The sequence below is a fragment of the Methylobacterium sp. E-065 genome (assembly GCF_022829605.1).
Lineage (GTDB): Bacteria > Pseudomonadota > Alphaproteobacteria > Rhizobiales > Beijerinckiaceae > Methylobacterium.
Genome location: NZ_JAKSYD010000054.1, coordinates 1 through 16,425, shown reverse-complemented (window position 1 = coordinate 16,425; position 16,425 = coordinate 1). Strand labels below are relative to the sequence as shown.

Here is a 16,425-nt window from a genome sequence, read left to right as displayed (position 1 = left end):
CGCAAACGGAGAGACGGTACGTATGACCGATCAACGCCCGATCCTGACCACCCGCCAGGGCCATCCGGTCCGCGACAACCAGAGCACCCGCACGGTCGGTGAGCGGGGGCCGGCGACGCTCGAGAACTACCAGTTCATCGAGAAGATCACCCACTTCGATCGCGAGCGGATCCCGGAGCGCGTCGTCCACGCCCGCGGCGCCGGCGCCCATGGCTATTTCGAGGCCTACGGCAAGATCGGCAACGAGCCGGCTTCCAAGTACACCCGCGCCCGCGTGCTGAACGAGACCGGCGTCAAGACGCCGATGTTCGTGCGTTTTTCGACCGTGGCCGGCGCCAAGGAAAGCCCCGAGACCGAGCGCGACCCGCGCGGCTTTGCGGTGAAGTTCAAGACCGTCGACGGCAACTGGGATCTCGTCGGCAACAACCTCAAGGTCTTCTTCATCCGCGACGCGATCAAGTTCCCCGACATGATCCACGCGTTCAAGCCGGATCCGGTGACGAACCGCCAGGAGGCGTGGCGCTTCTTCGACTTCGTGGCCCAGCACCCCGAAGCGATCCACATGGTGACGCACCTGAAGTCGCCCTGGGGCATCCCGGCCAATTATCGCGAGATGGAAGGCTCGGGCGTCAACACCTACAAGCTGGTCAACGACCAGGGCGAGGCGGTGTTGTGCAAGTTCCACTGGACTCCCAAGCAGGGCGTCAGGAACCTGACCTCGGCCCAGGCCGCCGAGATCCAAGGCAAGGATGTCGGGCACGCGACCCGCGACCTGTACGACAACATCAAGGCCGGCAATTTCCCCGAGTGGGAGTTCTCGGTTCAGATCATGCCGGACGGCCCGAACGACCACCTGTCGTTCGACCCGCTGGACGACACGAAGCTGTGGCCGGTGGACCAGTTCCCGCTGCTGCCCTGCGGCCGGATGGTGCTCGACCGGGTGCCGGACAACTTCTTCGCCGAGGTCGAGCAGTCCGCCTTCGGTACCGGCGTGCTGGTCGACGGCATCGACTTCTCGGACGACAAGATGCTTCAGGGCCGGACGCTGTCCTACTCGGACACGCAGCGTTACCGGGTCGGCGCCAACTACCTGCAGCTTCCGATCAACGCGCCGCAGCCCGGCGTGAAGGTCTATTCGAATCAGCGGGACGGCCAGATGACCTATTCGGTCGACGGCACGGGGCCGAACAAGCACATCAACTACGAGCCCTCGACGCTGGCCGAAGGCCTGCAGGAGGCCCCGAAGCCGGCTCGGGACTATCACCAGCCGGTCCAGGGCAATCTGGGCCGCTACCAGACCTCGCGGACCGAGGATGACTACACCCAGGCGGGCGTGCGCTACCGCTCGTTCGAGGATTGGGAGCGCGACGACCTGATCGCCAACCTGGTCGGCGACATGAAGCAGTGCCCGGAGCCGATCCAGCTGCGGATGGTCTGGCACTTCTGGCACGCCGACGAGGATTACGGCCGTCGCGTCGCCGAGGGTGCGGGCATCGATCTGGAGAAGGCCAAGGCCCTGCCGCCTCTGCCGGGCCGCGCCGCCCCGGGCAAGCGCCTGCAGGCCGAGACCTACACGGACGGCTCGCAGGCCCACCGGGTCGCCGCGGAGTAAGGTCTCCTAAAACCTGACCAATGGGAGGCCCCGCGAGCATCAGCGCGCGGGGCCTTTTCGTTGTGTCGAGGCTGCGGCCCTTACGCGGCGAAAGTCGCCGCCCCCCTTGCCGCGATGTCGCCTCAGGGGCAGTGGCTCCGCACGTAACCCTTGCCGATGAATGTTTGCGTGCTCGGATCGAAGGTCTTGAACCGCCGCGCGCAGGCCGCGATGGCGGCGGGATCGTCCGTCACGACCTCCGTCTCGAGGGGCACCTCGACGGGCGCCACGTAGATCGGCGGTGTGTAGACGTAGTCGTCGTCATACCAGGGGTAGCCGTAACGCCCGAACAACCCGCCGACGCCCAGGCCAAGCCCGAGGCCACCCAGCCCGTAGGCGTAGTAGCCCGAGTCGCCGCGATGCCAGTGACGATGGGCATAGGGAGGCCGGCCGACGAAGCCGGGCCGGGCAAAGCCGCCGCCGGGAGCGAAGCCCGGCCGAACGGGTCCCAGTGGGCGACCCCAGGCGCCGACCCGCGGCCCGACCGCGCCAGCATGGAAACCACCGCCAAACCCGCGCGCCTCGGCCCCCGTCGACGTCAGCGCAAACGCGAACAGCGCCGCGGAAACCAGACGCCATCCCATCCTAGCGATCCGTGCCATGCTCATCACCCGACGCCGAAAGCGGCCATCACGGCTGGCCCATGCCGCAATACTCCGAGTAAACGTGCTTGCGGAGTGGGGGCAGTCAAGGACCTTCGGGATGCAGGCCGGGAGGTCTACCTTCAGCAGTCATGCATCGGCGAGGCACGTGCTTAAACTTCTCTGAGTATTGCGACGCTCTGGGTCGTTCTCCATGATGCGGAGGCAGGCCGGCTTGAGTTTGGAGCGTCGGGAGGATGCCATAACAGCGATCGTCCGGTACGATGCGAAGCCCGACGCGGTGATCGGCGGGATGCACGTCACCTATCTCGCGCGCAGCGATGCCACTGCCGACGCGATCGGCATCTACCGGGTCACGATGGATCCGCGCACGCCCGGAGCCGGGCTGCACCGGCACGCCCGGCTCACCGAAACGTTTGCGGTGGAGGCCGGCACCCTCATCCTCCACCTCGACGGGGCCGACATCGATCTCGGGCCCGGCGACTTCGCGCTGGTCCGGCCCGGCACGCCGCACGCCTTCACCAACCGCGGCGACGAGCCGGTCCGCTTCACCCTGAGCTTCGCGCCGGCGCTCGCCCGTGAGGGCTTCTTCGAGGGCTTGGCGGATCTCGCGGCCGCGGGGCGCTTGTCGGAGGCCGAGGCGATGGAAGACCTGATGCTGCGCTACGATCAGGAGCCGCTGGCCGGGTTCGAGGGCTGGAGCGCGCTCAGTGGCTGAGCCACGGGACCAGAGAACTCCGGCTCTGCCGCGCTGACCTTGCGGTCACGGCCCGCCGCGAGGCCGATCAGGATCGCGGCGGTGGCGATCCCCGCGAACAGGATGCCCGGGATGCCCCATCCCCCGGTCGCCTCGTGGGCGAGCCCGAAGGCCAGCGGTCCGAGGCAAGCCCCGGCGTAGCCGATGCCCTGCGCCATGGCCGACAGGCCGGCGGCACTGGCCGCGTCGGCCGCGCGGAGCACGATCAGGGTGAGTCCCAGGCCGAAGCAGCCGCCGATCCCGAAACCCAGCGCGCAGGCAGCCGGGACGCGCAGAGTGTCGGGTCCGAAGGCGAGAACCAGAAAGGCGCCGGCGGTCAGGCCCGGGATCGCGACGATCCAGGCCCGCTGATCGCGGGCGCGGGCGGCCAGCATCGCGATCAGCAAAGCACCGGGTGCCTGGACCAGCGTGGTCAGCGAGGCGAACAGGCCGGCATCCAGCGGTGTCAGGCCACGGCCCTGCAGCAGCAGCGGCAGCCAGCCGAACAGGGTGTAGGCGAGCGAGGATTGCAGGCCCATGAACCCCGTCACCCACCAGGCAAGAGGGTTGCGGAGCAGCCGCCCGGCCGAGGGCGCCGACCGCGCGCTCGGCCGGCGTGCGAAGGGGAGCCAGACCAGGCCGGCGACCAGCGCCGGCAGCGCCCAGATCGCCAGGGCGGAGGGCCAGCCGCCCCCGAGGGCGTGCTCGACCGGGACCGCCGCACCCGCCCCGGCCGCGGCGCCGAGGCAGAGGGTCATGGTGTAGAGCCCGGTCATCAGGCCGCTGCTGCCGGCGAAGTCGCGCTTGACCAGAGCGGGCAGCAGGACGTTGTCGAGGCCGATGCCGATGGCGGCGAGCGCCGTTCCGGCAAACAGCGGCACGAGGCCGCCGAGGCCGCGCAGCGTCAGCCCGGCCGCCAGGATGGTGGTCCCCGCGAGCACCGCGAGATCGGCCCCGATCCGCCGGATCAGCGGCGCTGCCAGCGCGCAGGCGATGCCGAGGCACAGGACCGGGAGCGTGGTGAGGATTGCGGCCCCGCCCGCGCCGAGGCCGGTCTCGTCCCGGATGGTCGCCAGCAGGGGCCCGACCGTGCTGAGCGCCGGCCGCAGATTGAACGCGACCAGCATCAGCGCGAGAACGAGCAGGATCCGACGCCCGCTGGCGAATCCCGCACTCATATCCGGCGCCCGGCCGTCACCGCCCCGACGAAGCAGGCAGCCAGCATCAGCGCGAAGACCGCGTCGCCGAACCGACCGTACAGGGTGCCCCCGACGATCCGCGCAGGCAGATCGGCGTCGAGCCAAGTCTCCTGATTGAGCGGCGTTTCGGCGACGATGCGGCCGTGCGGGTCGATCACCGCGGAGATCCCGGTATTGGCGTCGCGGACCAGGGGCAGCCCCTGCTCGACGGCGCGCAGGCGTGCCTGGGCGAGATGCTGGCGCGGGCCCGGCGTGTCGCCAAACCATGCATCGTTGGTGACGTTCAGGATCAGCCCCGGGGGATGGGCGGCAGGCGCGGCGTGGCCCGCCGGCAGGATCGCACCCGGAAAGATTGCCTCGTAGCAGATCGTCGCCGCCACCGGCGGCAGGCCGGGCACGGCCAGGATCCGCTGCGCGGCAAGCGCCCCCGCCGAGAAGCCGCCGGGAACTGCCACGAACTGGCGCAGGCCCAGCGCCCGCAGGGCGGCGTCGAGGGGGCTGGGCAGGTACTCGCCGAACGGGACAAGGTGGACCTTGTCGTAGCTGTCGGAGATCACGCCATCCGGCCCGATCACCAGGATGGCATTGAAGTAGCGCAGGCGCTCGCCCGGCAGCGGTTCCTCGGCCCGGGCCGCGCCGGTGACGAGGTGCTGACCGGGCTTGAGGCCAGCCGCCACCTTGGCCAGAGCCTCGGGATCGCGCTGAATCAGGAACGGGAAGGCGGATTCCGGCCAGACGATATGGGTCGGCTCAGGCTCGCCAGCCTCCACCGGGCGCTGGCTCAACTCGATGTAGCGGTCGACGATGTCGGCGCGATTCTCCGGTCTGAATTTGGCGTCCTGCGGCAGGTTCGGTTGGACGAGGCGCAGGCGAACACCCGCAACCACCGGATCCGCCGACCCCAACCGCTCGGCCCCAAACAGGGCCATACCGCCAAGCAGCAAGGCGGCGGCCACGCTCGGACCGAGCCGGCTGCGCGGCCGCGAGCCGGTGGCGAGCGTCGCAGGGGCGGCGCAGATCAGGATGGCCAGCACGGTCAGGCCATAGAGGCCGATCTCGGCGGCCCCCTGTATCAGCCAGAGGTTCTGGGCGAGCGCCATGCCAAGGGTGTTCCACGGGAAGCCCGTGAACAGGTGGCCGCGCAGCCATTCGGCGCCGCCGATTCCGAAGGCGAGGGCGGCGATCCGCCCCGCCCCCCGGCGCCATAGAAGGCCTGCGGCGCCAAAACCCGTGCCGTAGAACAGGCCGAGCCCGAAGGGCAGGCCGACGACGCCGAGCGGCAGCGCCCAAAGGAACTCGTCGGCCTGCACCAGAAAGGCCTGGCCCAGCCACCACAGACCGGCGGTGAGATAACCGAAACCCCAGGCCCAGCCGATCAGAAAGCATGGCCAGAGGCGGCGCAGGGCAGGGCGATCCGCAGCGGCCCCATCCATGAGCCAGACCACGACGGTCAGCGATAGGACCAAGGCCGGCAGAGCTCCAAAGGGCGGCATTGCCAGCGCACCCAGCGCACCCACGAGCCACGCCAGCCCAAGGCGACGCCAACCGGTCAGACCCGCGATGGCCTGCACGAAACCCGGCATCCGGTCATGCGTCGGCGTGCCCGGTGCTGCGGAAGCCCGGGCGTACCCCGCCGTCACGCGCGTCACGCCGGGACCATCACGGGTGAGGCGTCTCGGCGGCCGGTGGATTGGAGGGCGGGGGCAGGGCGAGCGGAACGACGGCACCGATCCGCGCCGCGCCCTTGTGGAAGCGCAGCCGCTTCAGGCGGCGCGGATCCGCGTCGAGCACCTCGAATTCGAGATCGCCAGGCCCGGCGATCAGCTCGCCCCGGGAGGGGACGCGTCCGGCCAGCGTCACGATCATCCCGCCGAGCGTGTCAATCTCCTCGGCCATCTCGCCGACTGCGGCAGCGAGATCGACGCCGGTCGCCTCCGACACTTCGGCCAGCGGCGTGCGCGCGTCGGCCACGAAGACATCGCCTTCGCCATCGACCCGCTGAACGTAACTGGCCTCGGCGACGTCGTGCTCGTCCTCGATGTCGCCGACCACCACCTCGATCAGGTCCTCGATGGAGATCAGCCCATCGGTCCCGCCATACTCGTCGATCACTAGCGCCATGTGGGTGCGCGTGGCCTGCATCCGCACCAGCAGATCGATCGCCGGCATCGAGGGCGGCACGAACAGGACCGGCCGCTGGATACGCGTCGCCGCCAGGGTCGTGGTCAGGTCGACCTTGCCGAGGTCGAGGCTGCGCGGAAGCCGTGGCGCCGGACGGCGGACGCGCGGCGCGGCCGCCGCATCGACCGCGCCGTCGATCCCCGGCTCGGCGGGCTTGGCAGCCGGGACGCTGCGCCGGGTCGGCTCGGCCTTGGCGGCGATGTGATCCACGAGATCGCGGATGTGGACCATGCCGCGGGGGTCGTCGAGGGTCTCACCGTAGACCGGCAAGCGGGAATGGCCGGCGGTGCGGAACAGCTTGAGCAGTTCGCCGAGGCTCGTCTCGTTGGAGACGGCAACGATGTCGGCCCGGGGGACCATCACGTCGTCGACCCGCACCTTGTGCAGGCCCAGCACGTTCTTGAGCATCACGCGCTCGAGCGGGGAAAGACCACTCTCGCCGGCATCCGGCTCCGCCAGCGCCTCCTCAAGACCCTCGCGTAGGGAATCGCGCGGCTTGAGGTGAAGCGCCTGTAGCAGGCGGTCGTACCAGGGCTCCCGATTTGGGGACTCGCCCTCGTTGGAACTGGGCGCGGCCAGGGCCGCGCCGCGACTTCGATCGTTGCTCATGTCTCTCGGGTCTGGGAGCGTTCGGACGTCGCGCACTCAGGCATAGGGATCCGGGATACCGAGGGTCGCGAGAGCCGCGACTTCGAGGGATTCCATGGCCTCGGCCTCGGCCTCGCCGATCTCGTGGTCCTGACCGAGACAATGCAGGGTGCCATGGACGAGGAGGTGAGCGAGGTGATTCTGGAGCGGCTTCGACTGCTCCGCACTCTCGCGCACCAGGGTCTCGTACGCAAGGACCACGTCGCCGAGCGGCGTCGCGACCTGCGCATGCCGCGGCTGCGGGGCGGCCGGGAAGGACAGGACGTTGGTCGGCTTGTCCTTGCCGCGCCAGGTCTTGTTCAGCTCCTGGACCGCAGCATCATCCGTCAGCAGGACGCTGACCTCGACGGGGCCGTCCGGCTTCTCTGGGGCGATCGCCAGCCCGGCCTCCACGGCGCGGGTGACGAGCGCTTCGAGGTCGGCAATCGCCGTCTCCCAGCGCTCATCCTCGACGGAGAGGTCGATCTCGTGCGGCATGCTCACGCCAGCGGCCTGCGCCGGGGATTCGGGTTGCGGTCGGCCTCGTCCGCCCCGTGGGCTGCGCTCTCGTAGGCGGTGACGATCCGGCGGACGAGATCGTGGCGGACCACATCGACGTCCTTGAACCGCACGCGACCGATCCCCTCGACGCCCTCCAGCACCCGGACCGCCTCCACGAGACCCGACTTCTGGCCCGGCGGCAGGTCGATCTGGCTCGGATCGCCGGTGATGATCATGCGCGAGCCATCGCCCAGGCGAGTCAGGAACATCTTCATCTGCATGGAGGTCGTGTTCTGCGCCTCGTCGAGCAGCACCACGGCATTTGTGAGCGTCCGCCCGCGCATGAAGGCGAGCGGCGCGATCTCGATCTGCCCGGTCTGCAGGCCCCGATCGACATGGCGTGCCTCCATGAAGTCGTAGAGCGCGTCGTAGATCGGGCGCAGATACGGATCGACCTTCTCACGCATGTCGCCGGGCAGGAAGCCCAGGCGCTCGCCAGCCTCGACGGCGGGACGCGACAGGATCAGCTTCTCGGCATGGCCCTGCTCCAGCAGCGAGACCGCGTGACCGACGGCGAGCCAGGTCTTGCCGGTCCCGGCCGGGCCTTCGGCGAAGACCAGCTCGTTGGTGCGCAGGAGCTTGATGTATTCGTCCTGCGCCGGGTTGCGCGCCCGCACGGCTCCGCGCTTCCGAGTCGCGATCTGCTCGAAATGCGGCTTGTCGGCCTCGGCCGCGATGGTCTCGGCCGGGAACAGCGTCGCCTGCGCGGTGGCCTCGCGGATCGCGCCGTCGACATCACCGAGCGTCAGCGTGCTGCCGCCCGTGCGAACCCGGGTGTAGAGCTTCTGGAACACCCGCCGGGCCTTCTCGGCGGCGTCGGGCGAGCCCTTGATGACGAGGTGGTTGCCGAGCGCCGTCGCGGTCACATCGAGCCGCCGCTCGATATGGGCGACGTTCTGGTCGTATTGGCCGAAGACGAGGCTCGCGAGGCGGTTGTCGTCGAAGGTCAGCGGCACTTCGACCGGCTCGTCCGATCCGGGCGGCCGCGCCGCCGGGCCGCGCCCCTTGAGCGCGCCGCGCGCGCCCGCCCCGTCCGATGCGCTCAAGCCGTCATCCTCGTCATGTGCCTCATGCCGCCGCAGCTTCCGAGACGAGCTGTCCGAACAGGCTGTTGGTGCCGGCTTCGATGATGCGCACCGGAACCACGGAACCGATATGGTGCGGCGCTGCATCGAACTGCACGGCGAGCAGGTGCGGCGTCTTGCCCGCGACCTGCCCCGGATACCGGCCCGGCTTCTCGACCAGCACGTCGAAGACCTGGCCAGCAGCCGCGCGCTGATAGGCGTAGCGCCGGCTGTCGAGGAGCGCCTGCAGCTCCGCAAGCCGCGCCGCCATCACGGATTCGGTCACCTGATCGGTGCGATCGGCGGCCGGCGTCCCCGGGCGTGTGCTGTACTTGAACGAGAAGGCGCTCTCGAAGCCGATATCGCGCACGAGCCGCAGGGTCTCGGCGAAATCCGCGTCGGTCTCGCCCGGGAAGCCGACGATGAAGTCGGAGGAGAGGGCAATGTCCGGACGCGCAGCACGGATCCGGTCGATCAGGCGTCGATACGCGTCGCCGGTGTGCTTGCGGTTCATCGCCGCGAGAATCCGGTCCGAACCCGACTGCACCGGCAGGTGCAGGTAGGGCATCAGGGCCGGGACCTCGGCATGCGCCCGGATCAGCGCGTCGTCGAAATCGTTCGGGTGACTCGTCGTGTAGCGGATCCGCGCGAGGCCGGGAATCTTTGCGACGGCCTGCACCAGTTCGGCGAGGCCGACCGGCGCGCCGTCGGAGCCCGCGCCGTGATAGGCGTTGACGTTCTGGCCGATCAGCGTGATCTCGCGCACGCCGCCCTCGGCGAGCTTTTCCGCCTCGGCCAGCACCTTCGCGACCGGACGCGAGACCTCGGCGCCGCGGGTGTAGGGCACCACGCAGAAGGCGCAGAACTTGTCGCAGCCCTCCTGCACGGTGAGGAAGGCCGAGGCCCCGAGGGTACGCCGCCGGGGCAGGTGGTCGAACTTGTCCTCGACCGGAAACTCCGTATCGACCACGCGCCGCTCGCGGGAGCGGGCCAGCAGGTCGGGCAGCCGGTGGTAGCTCTGCGGGCCGACAACGACATCGACAGCGGGCTGGCGCGCCTGGATCTCGGCACCCTCGGCCTGGGCGACGCAGCCCGCCACGACGATGCGCGTATCGAGCCCCTTCGCGGTCCGCTCGTTCTTCAGGACACGCAGGCGGCCGAGTTCGGAATAGACCTTCTCGGCGGCCCTCTCACGGATATGGCAGGTGTTGAGGACGACGACATCGGCCTCGTCCACCGAATCGGTCGGCGCGTAGCCCTCGGCGCCCAGGACATCGGCCATGCGGGCCGCGTCGTAGGCGTTCATCTGGCAGCCGTAGGATTTGACGTAGGCCTTCTTCAACGCGCGCCGTCCCGAACCGTCAGCGTGATCCATGCGCCCGCCCCGCAGGGCTCGGCGTCCGGCCTGTAGCACGGATCGCGCGAGGCGTCGCGGCGTCCCTGAAACGCGACCGGCCGCCCGTAGGCGGCCGGTGTAGTCGGGCGGCAGATGTGTCTGCCGCCGGTATTCAGTGGGCGACCGGCGCCGCGTTCGGCACGTCGATCACCATCTGCTGGAAGAACGGTACGTAGGCCTGGAGCATGACGAACAGGCCGACCAGACAGGCCAGCGCGATCGAGTGCCAGAACACGAAGCGCAGGATCTTACCTTCCTGGCCGAAATAGCCGGTGGCCGTGGAGGCGACGACAATCGACTGGGCGTCGACCATCTTGCCCATCACGCCGCCCGACGAGTTCGCCGCCGCCATCAGCACGCCCGGCAGGCCGAGCTGCTCGGAGGTGATCCGCTGCAGGCCGCCGAACAGCACGTTCGAAGCCGTATCCGACCCGGTGAGCGCCACACCGAGCCAGCCGAGCAGCGTCCCGAAGAACGGGTACAGGATGCCGGTGCCGGCGAACGCGAGGCCGAGCGTGGCATCGACGCCCGCGTAGCGGGTGAGGACGCCGAGCGCGAGCATCGCCGCGATCGTGATCAGCGAGTAGCGGAGCGCCCAGATGGTCTCGAAGTAGGCCGTGATCAGCCGCAGCGGCGAGAAGCGCATGATCAGGCCCGAGATGAGCGCGGCGATCAGCACACCCGTGCCGGTGTACGACATGTAGGTGAACAGGAAGACCGCACCCTCGGGGACGGGCTTGGCCACCACCGGAGGCACCTTCATGATCACGTTGTGCAGGCCAGGCACCTCGTACTTCCAGGTGAAGAGCGGGTTGACGATGCCCTTGAACCAGCCGGTGCCCCAGATTGCCACGATGATCGAAAGCACGATCCACGGCACCCAGGCCATCAGGATCTCGCCCTGCGAAGCCGTGCGGGCGCCGGTATGGACCGGGGGCATGCCGGGCACGCCGGCACCGAGCGCCACCGGACGCGGGCCCGCGACGGCGAGCGACGGATCGTGGCCGCGCAGTGCCGGGGAGGTCCAGATCTCGCGCGGCTGCCAGACCTTCAGGAACAGCACGAGGGCGAGCATCGAGGCCAACGATGCGCCGATATCGACGATCCAGGGATTGACGTAGTTGGAGATCAGGAACTGCGCGACCGCAAAGGTGGCGCCGCAGACCAGAATCGGCGGCCAGACCCGGATCATGCCGCGGAAGCCCGCGAACACCCAGATCAGCCAGAACGGCACGATCAGCGAGAACAGCGGCAATTGCCGGCCGATCATCGCGCCGAGGATCTCGGGCGGGTAACCGGTCACCGAGGCGAGGCCCTGGATCGGCGCGCCGAGGGCGCCGAAGGCGACGGGGGCGGTGTTGGCGATCAGCGACAGGCCGGAGGCGGCCAGCGGCGAGAAGCCGAGACCGATCAGGATCGCGCCGGTGACGGCGACCGGGGTGCCGAAGCCGCCCGCGCCCTCGAAGAAGGCGCCGAACGCGAAGGCGACCAGGAGCAGTTGCAGGCGGCGGTCGGCCGTGATGCCGGCGACCGATTGCTGCAGAATCGCGAACCAGCCCTTCTCCACCGTCAGACGGTAGAGGAAGATGACGTTGAGGATGATCCAGCCGATCGGGAAGAAGCCCGTGACCATCCCGAGGATGGCGGCGCGGGTGGCGAGTTCCGTCGGCATGCCGAAGCCGACGACGGCCACCAGCATGGCGAGTCCCAGCGCGATCACGGCCGCGATGTGGGCTTTCACGCGCCCACTGGCGATCATGGCGAGCAGCGCGATGACCGGCACTGAGGCGGCAAGCGTCGAGAGCCAAGCGCTCCCAAACGGATCGTAAACCTGATTCCAGGTTTGCACCGGGCGACCTCCACTAATCCCGCCTGATGCGGGTTGCGGCCTAGCTAGCAGAGAGATTCGGCCTGCTCAATGCACTGCATCATGTATTACAGCGACCATTTCTACTGATGATCTAGCGTGCGGTCTGATCATCGCAGGTGACGCCACAAAGGGGTCGTGCCCGCACAATCAGATCGCCGCGACCTCCGGGTCGTGAAGGTCGAGGCCCGGGCGGGCCGGGCTTACGCTGACCGCAGGCGTGCGGCAGCCCCCCGTGCCGATGCCCCGCAGCGCGGCGCGGACCTCGGCCTCCGCGGCGGCGGTGGCGACCTTCCGGTCCGTCGTCGCCTCGAAGGCGATCGGTGCGCCCCAGGCGACATGCACGTCGAGCGGGCCGCCCTGCACGAAGGCGGTGAGGTGCGGGGCCAGTTCCATATCCCCGTACCATGCGATCTCGGCCCGCTCGGAGCGGGTCACCGGCAGGCCGTTGCGCCGGGGATAGGCGATCGCCAGCGGTTGCAGGCGCACGCGGCTGCGGCCAGCCTCGGCCTGCAGCGCCGCTCGGGCGGCGCCGACCAGGGACGAACGGAACGGCAGGAGCCGGGTGCCGTCGCCGGTCGTACCCTCCGCGAACAGAACGACCAGCTCGCCCTCGGCCAAGCGATGTCCCATCGCGACGCTCACCGTGGCGGTCGCCCCCCGGCGCTGCCGGTCGATGTAGATCGTCCGTTGAAGCCCGGCGAGGACGCCGATCACCGGCCAGCCGGCAATCTCAGACTTCGCCACGAAGGAGAGCGGCCGCAGCGAGCCGATGGCGATGATGTCGAGCCAGGAGACGTGGTTGGCGAGCACCAGGGCAGCCTCGCCGGGGGCGGGCGGCGTGCCGCTCTGCGTCACCCGCACCCCGAACAGGCGCAGGACGACCCGGTGGAACAGGATCGGCGCCAGGGCGGAGCGGCGGCCGAGCAGGCGCAGCGCCACCCAGTGCGGCGGCACCAGAACCAGGAAGGCGAGGGCCAGGGCCGCCACGCGGCAGGCGATGCCGAAGCGGCTCACGGCGTCAGAGGTCGGCGCTCATCGTCAGCGCGGTCGCCCGGCTGCCGTCGGCCTTGAGGTAGTAGCCCGTGCGCGCACCGACCTGCCGGAAGCCGTTGCGGGCGTAGAGACGCAGGGCCGGCGCGTTGCCCTCGTCGACCTCCAGATGGACCCGGGCGATACCGGACAGCGCAAGGCTCGACAGGTGCTCGCGCAGCAGCTTGCGGCTGTGGCCGCCGCCCCGCAGCGCCGGTGACAGCACCACGGTCAGGATCTCCGCCTCGTCGACGGCGCGGCGCGAGAGCACGAAGCCGTGGAGCGTGCCGGCGCGCCACAGGGCATGCGCCTGCGTCGAGCGCTCGCAGAGCATCCGCTCGAATTCATGGGCCTCCCAGGGCCGCGCGAAGGCGGTGGCGTGCAGCCGGGCCAGCGCCGGGGCCTGCGAGGCATCGGTGAGCGGCGCCACGTAGGGCTCGGGACTCAGCGCGTCCCACCACGCGGACCACCAGTCGAAGGGCCAGAAGAGGATGGGCCGCGTCATTGCCGGGCGATCCGCGCGTGATCCTGAGGCCGCGCGTCGGGCCCGCGCAGGTAGAGCGGCCGGGGGAGGGCCTGTTCGGGATCGGCCAGCAAGCCGAGGGCGGCCACGGACGCGATGTCCGGCCCCGTGACGCGGCTGACGCGGGCCTCGACCCCGCGCTCCGCCAACGCGGCCGCGAGCGCCGACGAACCGGATCCGGCGAGCAGCACGGGACCCGCCCCGACCAAACGGTCGGCGACGTCCGCGACGGACAGGTGGGCCGGAGCGATGCCGTCGCCCCCCGGGTTGAGAGCCTGGACGTAGAGCGCGCCATGCCGGGCATCGATCGCCGCGGCGATCGAGCCCTCGATCGTCTCGGCCAGCAGATGGGCCAGCAGGGCCGAGAGGGTGCCGACCCCGACCACGGGCTTGCCCGTGGCGAGGCCGATCGCCCGGGCGGCCGAGAGGCCGACGCGCAGGCCCGTGTAGCTGCCCGGACCCACCGTGACGGCGACACGGTCGATGGCCTCGAAGCCGCCGTCCAGGCGGGCCATGACCCGCTCGATCAGCGGCAGAAGCGACTCAGCATGTCCGCGCGCCATCGGGAGCGATTCGGTGGAGATCGGCGTGTCGTCACCCTCCGCCATGACGCAGGCGGCGCAGGTCTCCAGCGCTGTGTCGATGGCCAGGATACGCACGCCCACTCCCACCTGCCGGGCTTCACCGGCCCTCGGCTCCCTGCGCCCCGGAAGGGCGCGAAGAGTCAAAATCGATAGAGCAAAATCACCGTCCCGTCAGCGTCGAGCCGGCCGCGTGTCCCCGATCAGCGGCGGAGTGTTGCCGGCTTGCGCCGCTTTGCCCCGGAGCGCCGGCTGGCGGTTCTCAGGCGGCCCGGATGGTGTCGAGGAAGCAACGGATCTCGGCATTCAACCGGTCGGACTGGCCCGACAGCGCGGAGGCCGATGCCAGAACCTCCCTGGCCGCCGTGCCGGTCCCCTCCGCGGCCTCGGCCACGCCGCCGATATTGCGCGTCACCTCATCCGTGCCGCCCGCCGCCTGGGCGACGTTGCGCACGATCTCTTGCGTCGCCGCGCCCTGCTGTTCCACCGCCGCCGCAATGGAGGCGGCCACGCCGTTGATCTCGCGGATCCGGCCCGTGATCGTACGGATCGCGTCCTCGGCATCGCCGGTCCGGCCCTGGATCCGACCGATCTGTCCGGTGATCGTCTCGGTGGCCCGGGCGGTCTGAAGCGCAAGTTCCTTGACCTCGCCCGCCACGACGGCGAAGCCCCGGCCCGCATCGCCGGCCCGCGCGGCCTCGATCGTGGCATTCAGGGCCAGCAGGTTCGTCTGACCCGCGATGGTCGAGATGATCTCGATGACGGCGCCGATCGTCGTCACGGCGGCGCTGAGTTCGTGCATCAGGGCGGCGGTTTGATCGGCCTCGTCCACCGCCTGCCGGGCGAGGTCGGACGAGCCCTCGACCTGCCGGCCGATCTCGCCGATCGAGCTGCCGAGTTCCTCGGCCGCCGCCGCGACGGTGTTGACGTTGCTTGCCGCCTGCTCGGCGGCAGCCGCCACGGCCGTGGATTGCCGGGCGGTCAGGGCCACGGTCTCGCTGAGGCCCTGTGCGGTGGCCCGCAAAGCCGTGGCCGAGGACGAGACCTGGCCGACGATGCCGACCACCGCCGCCTCGAAGCGGTCGGCCAGCTCGACCTGAACGCGCTGCCGTTCGTTGAACGCAGCCTCGTCGGCGTTGCGCTTGATCTGGGCCTCCTCGGCGGCCTTCGCGGCCATGAACGACTTGATGGCCTCGACCGCCCGGCCCACGGCGCCGATCTCGTCGCCGCGGCGCGCCTCGGCGATCTCGGCATCGATCGCGCCCTGCGCCATTCGCTCCAGGACCGCCACGAGACGCTTGAGGGGGCCGGTGATCCCGATCGTCGAGACCACAAGGACGCAGACCAGCCCGGCCAGCATCCCGAGCGCGCCGAAGCCGATCAGGCTGTGGCGGGTGGCATCGGTCTGAGCAGTCAGGTCGTTGGAGCGCCGGTACATGCTGTCTTCGATGGCGTTCCCGATCCGCGTCCCCTCGGTCCCGAGCGACGCGAAGATCGGATCGACCGCGTCATGCGCCCGATCCAGCGCCTCACTTCTCCGGCCCGCGAGGACGAGGCTGCGCACGACAGAGGCCTGCTCGACGAAGCGCGTGGTGCGATCCCGCTGCGCCTGGACCTGTTCGGCGAAGGCTGGAACCTGCTGGGCGATCTCGGCCAGCGTCGCGTCGGTCTGCGCGACCGCCACCTCGAACGCCGCCGCAAGCCGCCGGACCTGCTCCGGATCGGTCTCGGCCATCATCCGATACAGCAGATATGTCAGCGTGTTGTGAAGACGGTTGCTGCGGCGGACGTTCGAGACGGCCTTTGCGTCGCGCGCGACCATGATGCTGTACGTGGCATCGACCATGGCCATCCGGTCCTGCGCGAACCAGATGCAACTTCCCACGATGGCTGCGGTGATCAGGTTGATCGACAGCAGTTTCGTGAGGATGTTCGTGCGCGCCAGCAAGCTCATGCGAATCTCCGAGACCCGGTCACACCAGAAGTCTGGATCATCGCGACAGTCAATCCGAACAAGATCGAATGACCATGACGATCTTTTCAAGATAAAATTCTCCATTCTAGAAAATATTCAGAAACAAAAATAGATTTAGACGCTTCTTAATTGAAAGATTGCAAATCTTCTTACCGCTGATGACCCTTGGCATGCTCTGATAAATTGCCCGGAGCGGCAAGCCTGGAACGCGAACGCGCATGGCTTCGAACACGTCTGATCGTCCCCGCGCGCCTTTCGGCGCCGGGGGCATGGCCCAAGAAGCTACACAAGGGACGCGGGACGCCGCGGGAACCCAGGTGTCGGCCAAGTAACGCGCGGGATCCGGTCCCCGCGGCGCCCGCGGCATCGACCGGGCATGGTCCCCGGCCGGTGCCGTCTTTCTCGTCGCGGTGTCTCCGACGTCCCGATC

The 16,425-nt window shown here is 69.5% G+C and carries 14 protein-coding genes; 2 read left to right on the top strand and 12 right to left on the bottom strand.

Annotation, left to right across the window (positions count from 1 at the left end; translation table 11 throughout):
• The first annotated feature begins 22 nt into the window (after window positions 1-22).
• Complete coding sequence (locus tag MKK84_RS04715) at window positions 23-1,612, top strand: catalase (RefSeq protein WP_243916935.1); 1,590 nt, start codon at window positions 23-25, stop codon at window positions 1,610-1,612.
• Window positions 1,613-1,734: 122 nt separating this feature from the next.
• Here MKK84_RS04715 and MKK84_RS04710 read toward each other — a convergent pair whose 3' ends face one another.
• A complete protein-coding gene (locus MKK84_RS04710) occupies window positions 1,735-2,235 on the bottom strand; it encodes a BA14K family protein (protein WP_243916933.1) in 501 nt (166 codons plus the stop codon).
• A gap of 232 nt (window positions 2,236-2,467) precedes the next feature.
• On the opposite strand from MKK84_RS04710, the gene MKK84_RS04705 reads away from it, so the two are divergent.
• Window positions 2,468-2,971, top strand: a complete 504-nt coding sequence (locus MKK84_RS04705) for a cupin domain-containing protein (RefSeq protein ID WP_243916927.1) — start codon at window positions 2,468-2,470, stop codon at window positions 2,969-2,971.
• Here the strand turns inward: MKK84_RS04705 and MKK84_RS04700 are convergent.
• The 11 genes from MKK84_RS04700 to MKK84_RS04650 all read right to left on the bottom strand — a co-directional run bounded on the left by MKK84_RS04700 (window position 2,923) and on the right by MKK84_RS04650 (window position 15,974).
• Complete coding sequence (locus MKK84_RS04700; protein WP_243916925.1) at window positions 2,923-4,167, bottom strand: MFS transporter; 1,245 nt, start codon at window positions 4,165-4,167, stop codon at window positions 2,923-2,925. The two genes, MKK84_RS04705 and MKK84_RS04700, sit on opposite strands and share 49 nt — an antisense overlap.
• Window positions 4,164-5,828, bottom strand: a complete 1,665-nt coding sequence (gene lnt / locus MKK84_RS04695) for an apolipoprotein N-acyltransferase (protein WP_409566443.1) — start codon at window positions 5,826-5,828, stop codon at window positions 4,164-4,166. Before lnt ends, MKK84_RS04700 begins: the two co-directional genes overlap by 4 nt.
• Window positions 5,829-5,847: 19 nt before the next feature.
• Entirely contained in the window at window positions 5,848-6,978 is a 1,131-nt protein-coding gene (locus tag MKK84_RS04690) for a hemolysin family protein (RefSeq protein ID WP_243916921.1), read from the bottom strand.
• 36 nt (window positions 6,979-7,014) lie between these two features.
• Complete coding sequence (gene ybeY / locus MKK84_RS04685; RefSeq protein ID WP_243917221.1) at window positions 7,015-7,494, bottom strand: rRNA maturation RNase YbeY; 480 nt, start codon at window positions 7,492-7,494, stop codon at window positions 7,015-7,017.
• A gap of 2 nt (window positions 7,495-7,496) precedes the next feature.
• Complete coding sequence (locus tag MKK84_RS04680; protein ID WP_409566441.1) at window positions 7,497-8,603, bottom strand: PhoH family protein; 1,107 nt, start codon at window positions 8,601-8,603, stop codon at window positions 7,497-7,499.
• A 22-nt stretch (window positions 8,604-8,625) separates the two neighbouring features.
• Window positions 8,626-9,963 (bottom strand): tRNA (N6-isopentenyl adenosine(37)-C2)-methylthiotransferase MiaB, encoded by a 1,338-nt coding sequence (miaB, locus tag MKK84_RS04675; RefSeq protein ID WP_243917214.1) that lies wholly within the window; start codon window positions 9,961-9,963, stop codon window positions 8,626-8,628.
• Window positions 9,964-10,129: 166 nt separating this feature from the next.
• A complete protein-coding gene (locus MKK84_RS04670) occupies window positions 10,130-11,866 on the bottom strand; it encodes an L-lactate permease (protein ID WP_243916920.1) in 1,737 nt (578 codons plus the stop codon).
• A 168-nt stretch (window positions 11,867-12,034) separates the two neighbouring features.
• Window positions 12,035-12,901, bottom strand: coding sequence for a lysophospholipid acyltransferase family protein (locus tag MKK84_RS04665; RefSeq protein WP_243916918.1), 867 nt, complete (start codon window positions 12,899-12,901; stop codon window positions 12,035-12,037).
• Between the two features lie 4 nt (window positions 12,902-12,905).
• Window positions 12,906-13,421 (bottom strand): GNAT family N-acetyltransferase, encoded by a 516-nt coding sequence (locus MKK84_RS04660; RefSeq protein ID WP_243916917.1) that lies wholly within the window; start codon window positions 13,419-13,421, stop codon window positions 12,906-12,908.
• Window positions 13,418-14,098: a tRNA (adenosine(37)-N6)-threonylcarbamoyltransferase complex dimerization subunit type 1 TsaB gene (gene tsaB, locus MKK84_RS04655; protein WP_243916916.1), complete on the bottom strand. Its 681-nt coding sequence runs from the start codon at window positions 14,096-14,098 to the stop codon at window positions 13,418-13,420. Before tsaB ends, MKK84_RS04660 begins: the two co-directional genes overlap by 4 nt.
• 184 nt (window positions 14,099-14,282) lie before the next feature.
• Window positions 14,283-15,974: a methyl-accepting chemotaxis protein gene (locus MKK84_RS04650; protein ID WP_243916915.1), complete on the bottom strand. Its 1,692-nt coding sequence runs from the start codon at window positions 15,972-15,974 to the stop codon at window positions 14,283-14,285.
• Window positions 15,975-16,425: the final 451 nt, after the last annotated feature.